The 5,266-nt window shown below is 68.1% G+C and carries 4 protein-coding genes and 1 pseudogene; 2 read left to right on the forward strand and 3 right to left on the reverse strand.

Going from position 1 to position 5,266, the window contains the following annotated elements; translation table 11 throughout:
- Positions 1-418: 418 nt before the first annotated feature.
- From ABZT74_RS34485 to thyX, 3 genes are all read right to left on the reverse strand, one after another.
- Positions 419-2,104: a ribonuclease J gene (locus ABZT74_RS34485; RefSeq protein WP_355868170.1), complete on the reverse strand. Its 1,686-nt coding sequence runs from the start codon at positions 2,102-2,104 to the stop codon at positions 419-421.
- Between the two features lie 135 nt (positions 2,105-2,239).
- Positions 2,240-3,139 carry a 4-hydroxy-tetrahydrodipicolinate synthase gene (gene dapA / locus ABZT74_RS34490; RefSeq protein ID WP_356178789.1) on the reverse strand — a complete coding sequence of 300 codons (900 nt, stop codon included), beginning with the start codon at positions 3,137-3,139 and terminating at the stop codon, positions 2,240-2,242.
- A 211-nt stretch (positions 3,140-3,350) separates the two neighbouring features.
- Positions 3,351-4,091, reverse strand: coding sequence for an FAD-dependent thymidylate synthase (gene thyX, locus ABZT74_RS34495; RefSeq protein WP_356178787.1), 741 nt, complete (start codon positions 4,089-4,091; stop codon positions 3,351-3,353).
- A gap of 235 nt (positions 4,092-4,326) precedes the next feature.
- Between thyX and ABZT74_RS34500 the strand changes: the two genes are divergently transcribed.
- Both ABZT74_RS34500 and ABZT74_RS34505 read left to right on the forward strand, forming a co-directional pair.
- Positions 4,327-4,566: a hypothetical protein gene (locus ABZT74_RS34500; RefSeq protein WP_355868161.1), complete on the forward strand. Its 240-nt coding sequence runs from the start codon at positions 4,327-4,329 to the stop codon at positions 4,564-4,566.
- A 90-nt stretch (positions 4,567-4,656) separates the two neighbouring features.
- Positions 4,657-5,172: pseudogene (locus ABZT74_RS34505) on the forward strand (hypothetical protein); the annotation flags it as partial.
- Between the last annotated feature and the right edge of the window lie 94 nt (positions 5,173-5,266).

Below are 5,266 nucleotides of genomic sequence, written 5' to 3' on the forward strand. Positions count from 1 at the left end.
TGGCACGCTGTTGAGTTCTCAAGGAACGGACGCTTCCTTTGTACTCACCCTCTCGGGCTTTCCTCCGGGCGCTTCCCTTCGGTCTTGCGTTTCCGGCTCTATCAGACCGTTTCCGTATCCGATTTCCTCGGCGCTTTCCAGGTTTTCGCTTTCGCGTTTCCCTTTCCAGCGAGTCCGACTCTATCAGATCCTTTCGGGCCCGATTTCCTCGGTGCTTTCAAGTTCCGCGCTTTCGCGCTTTCCTTTTCAGCGGCTCCGACTTTATCAGAAGTTCTGAGTCGGAATTTCCGCCCCCTCGGGGACTCGGTCCGAGGCACGAAGCTGTCGGGTTCCGTTCAGGCGGAGACGTAAACGTACTGGAGCGGGCCGCCCCGATGCAAATCGGTGCGGCCCGCTCCTGGTTGACGTGCTCCGGGGGTCAGACCTCGACCACGACCGGGAGGATCATCGGGCGCCGGCGGTAGTTGTCGGAGACCCACTTGCCCAGCGTGCGGCGGATGAGTTGCTGCAGCTGGTGGGGCTCGACCACGCCGTCCTGAGCCGATCGCTCCAGGACCTCGGTGACCCTCGGGATGACGTCGGCGAATGCCGCGTCGTCGATGCCGGAGCCGCGGGCCTGGATGTGCGGGCCGCCCGTGAGCTTGCCCGTACTGGCGTCCATCACCACGAAGACCGAGATGATGCCCTCGTCGCCGAGGATCTTGCGGTCCTTGAGCGCGGGCTCTCCGACGTCACCGACCGAGAGGCCGTCGACGTACACGTACCCGGCCTGGACCTTGCCGGAGATCTTCGCCTTGCCGTTGATCAGGTCGACGACCACGCCGTCCTCGGCGATCACGATGCGGTCGTGCGGGACGCCGGTGAGGGCGCCGAGCTCGGCGTTGGCCCGCAGGTGGCGCCATTCGCCGTGGACCGGCATCAGGTTGCGCGGCTTGCAGATGTTGTAGAAGTACAGCAGCTCGCCCGCCGAGGCGTGACCCGAGACGTGCACCTTGGCGTTGCCCTTGTGGATGACGTTCGCACCCCAGCGGGTCAGGCCGTTGATGACGCGGTAGACCGCGTTCTCGTTGCCGGGGATCAGCGACGACGCCAGGATCACGGTGTCGCCCTGGACGATCCGGATCTGGTGGTCGCGGTTCGCCATCCGGGAGAGGGCGGCCATCGGCTCGCCCTGGGAACCCGTACAGACGAGCACGATCTGGTGGTCCGGGAGGTCGTCGAGCGTCTTGACGTCGACCACCAGGCCCGGCGGGACCTTCAGGTAGCCGAGGTCCCGGGCGATGCCCATGTTGCGGACCATCGAGCGGCCGACGAAGGCGACCCTGCGGCCGTACTCGTGGGCGGTGTCGAGGATCTGCTGGATGCGGTGCACGTGACTGGCGAAGCTCGCCACGATGATGCGCTTGCTGGCACCCGCGAAGACCTGGCGCAGCACGTTCGAGATGTCGCGCTCGGGCGGGACGAAGCCGGGGACCTCGGCGTTCGTGGAGTCCGAGAGGAGAAGGTCGATGCCTTCCTCGCTCAGACGCGCGAACGCGTGCAGGTCCGTGAGGCGGCCGTCCAGCGGGAGCTGGTCCATCTTGAAGTCGCCGGTGTGGACGACCATGCCCGCGGGGGTGCGGATGGCGACCGCCAGGGCGTCCGGGATGGAGTGGTTCACCGCGACGAACTCGCAGTCGAAGGGGCCGATGCGCTCGCGGTGGCCCTCGGCCACCTCCAGCGTGTACGGCCGGATGCGGTGCTCCTGGAGCTTCGCCTCGATGAGGGCGAGGGTCAGCTTGGAGCCGATCAGCGGGATGTCCGGCTTCTCGCGCAGGAGGAACGGCACGGCACCGATGTGGTCCTCGTGGCCGTGCGTGAGCACGATGCCCTCGATGTCGTCGAGGCGGTCCCGGATGGACGTGAAGTCCGGCAGGATCAGGTCGATTCCGGGCTGCTCCTCCTCGGGGAAGAGCACGCCGCAGTCGACGATCAGAAGGCGGCCTCCGTACTCGAAGACCGTCATGTTCCGGCCGATCTCGCCGAGGCCGCCGAGCGGGGTGACCCGCAGGCCGCCCTTCGGAAGGACCGGCGGTTTGCCGAGTTCAGGATGCGGATGACTCAAAAGACTCTCCTCACCACGGACGCCACGTACCTGGCAAGGCACGTGGCGCGCGTGACGTTCGTGCAGTAGCAGTTGTCTGTGTGGGGTGCAGGCCCATGGCCTGCGGTGGTGCTTATTCAGTTGTGAAGTCTGTGATCAGAGCTCTACCCCGCCGGCGCCAAGATCGATCTTGAGCTGGACGGTCTCCTCGGGCGACAGCTCGACCATCGGGGCGCGCAGCGGACCGGCCGGCAGGCCCTGGAGGGCGAGTGCGGCCTTGGTCGTCATGACGCCCTGGGTGCGGAACATGCCGGTGAAGACGGGGAGCAGCTTCTGGTGGATCTCCGTGGCCTTCTGCACGTCGCCCGAGAGGTGGGCGTCGAGCATGGCGCGGAGTTCCGGGGTGACGACGTGGCCGACGACGGAGACGAATCCGACCGCGCCCACGGAGAGCAGCGGGAGGTTCAGCATGTCGTCGCCGGAGTACCAGGCGAGGCCGGAGCGGGCGATGGCCCAGCTGGCCCGGCCGAGGTCTCCCTTGGCGTCCTTGTTCGCGACGATACGGGGGTGCTCGGCGAGCCGCACCAGGGTTTCGGTGTTGATCGGGACGCCGCTGCGGCCGGGGATGTCGTAGAGCATGACCGGCAGGCCGGTCGCGTCGGCGATGGCCGTGAAGTGCCGGTAGAGGCCCTCCTGCGGCGGCTTGTTGTAGTACGGCGTGACGGTGAGCAGGCCGTGCGCGCCGACCTGCTCGGCGGCCCGGGCCAGTTCGATGCTGTGGTGCGTGTCGTTGGTGCCGACGCCCGCGACGACATGGGCGCGGTCGCCGACCGCTTCCACCACGGCACGTACGAGATCCGATTTCTCCGCGTTGCTGGTGGTCGGGGACTCACCGGTGGTGCCGTTGATGATCAGGCCGTCGTTGCCTGCGTCCACCAGGTGGGTGGCGAGCCGCTGAGCGCCGTCGAGGTCGAGTGCGCCGTCCGCCGCGAAGGGCGTGACCATGGCGGTGAGGACCCGCCCGAAGGGGGTCTGCGGAGTGGAGGTCGGAGCCATGGGTAACACGCTACTCGCTGCTCAACCCGGGGTCTGCCCTCGGGGGACACGACAAAGCATGACAAAGGTGGAGCCCGGCACTGCCTGCTCGGGGGTTCAAGCAGTGCCGGGTCCGTTTGATCAGGCTAGATGAACTTCGCGAAATGCCGCAATACGGACACTTCGCTCGGCTGATCCGTACATCTGTGCCGGACCGGTGCGCACAGGCGCTTTACGGCGCCACACGTCCGTTCGCGTTGTAGGCCGCGTGTGTGAGCGGCATGAGCCTGGCCCACTCCGCCTCCATCTTCTCGCCGACCATCTCGATCTCCCGCTGCGGGAAGGACGGGACCTTGGCGAGCTCGTGCTGGGTGCGCAGGCCGAGGAAGTGCATGAGGGACCGCGCGTTGCACGTGGCGTACATCGAGGAGAAGAGGCCTACCGGGAGGACGGCGCGGGCGACCTCGCGGGCCACGCCGGCGGCGAGCATCTCCTGGTACGCCTCGTACGCCTGGCGGTAGGAGTCCTCCATCGCGCGGCCCGTGAGCTCCAGCTGGGCCTGCGTGCCCTCCACGAAGACGTACTTGCCGGGGCGGCCCTCCTGGACCAGCTTGCGGGAGGCGCCCGGGACGTAGAAGACCGGCTCCAGCTCCCTGTAGCGACCCGATTCCTCGTTGTACGACCAGCCGACGCGGTGGCGCATGAACTCGCGGAAGACGAAGATCGGGGCGCTGATGAAGAAGGTCATCGAGTTGTGCTCGAAGGGGCTGCCGTGCCGGTCCCGCATCAGGTAGTTGATCAGGCCCTTGGAACGCTCCGGGTCCTTCTGCAGCTCTTGCAGCGACTGCTCCCCGGCCGTGGAGACACGGGCGGCGAACAGCACGTCGGCGTCGGAGGCCGTGTGCTTGATCAGCTCGACGGTCACATCGCTGCGGAAGCTGGGCTTGAGGTCGTCGGCGGGGGTGTCGGTCACGGTGCGGAGGGTCCTTCCCATCACTGGCTCGGGCGGCGACCACTCTACGGCCCGGCACCGACAACGGGGCGTTCGGTACCGGGCCGAGACATTCGGCGGCGAACTTCTGCGAATTCGGTGATTCAGGGCACCTGATGGGGCACTCGTGCGTCTGTATGGGTGAGGGCGATGCGTTCGAGCCGCCCTCACCGGACCGTCACCTCAGCACGAGTCTCCGGAAGGAGAAGCACCGCCCATGTTCCGTCGGCGCGAGCCCGTCCCCTTCGCCTTCATCGCCGAAGCCGACCAGTTCCGCAGCAATGTCACTCCCCCGCCCCGCGAGCGGGCCTCCGCCGGGCAGATGGTCGGCCGATGGCTCATCGGTCTCACGGTCATCGCCGGGATAGCGGGGTCCCTGATCGTCGGGATGCCCGCCTTGTCGCAGGATCAGTCACCTGCGAAGACGCAGCATTCCGAGGCGTCGGACGGCCGCTGACTCATCCGGACCCCCAAGGGTGGTGGCCCGGCATCCGGCTCGATAGCCTCACCGGGCACAGCCCATGCGTGGATTGAGTGAGGATCAGTCGTGCCCCTGCCTTTCCTGACGGCGGACCGCGCCTTTGACGAGGCCGCGGAGGATGTCGCGCTGCCCTTCGACGACCGCGACCGCTGGCGGCGCCCCTACCGGCCCGGCCCGTGGCGGGTCGGCGCCGCCGCGCTCGTCCTGCTGCTGGCCTCCTTCGTGCTCGCGGCGGCCGTGATCATCGCCGTCGCCGGCACCGTGCCCGCCGCCGCGGCCTGCATGGTCGGCGCCGCCGTCGCCATACTGTGCGCGCTGCGCCTGTTGCGCGTCGGTGTGTGGGTCAGCGCCCGGGGGCTGCGCCGGGTGGGTTTCTTCGTCACGAACACGACCCCGTGGGACCAGGTCACCGCCGTGCGCACCGTCCAGCAGCCGGTGCGCTGGCTGGGGCTGCCGCGCACGGTGCAGGGGCAGGCACTGGTGCTCGTACGGGGAGAGCGGGCGCCCGGTGAGGTGCCGCCGCTCATGACGACGCACAACGCCGACTTCCTGGCCCGTATGGAGGCCTTCGACCGCGCGGCGGCCAACGCGGGCACCCTGCGCTACCTCCTCGTCGCGCCCGCGGGCCGCACCCGGCTGCTCCTCACCAAGTACGCGACCACGATGACGTTCTGCC

It is taken from the genome of Streptomyces sp. NPDC005302 (genome assembly GCF_040607345.1).
Lineage (GTDB): Bacteria > Actinomycetota > Actinomycetes > Streptomycetales > Streptomycetaceae > Streptomyces.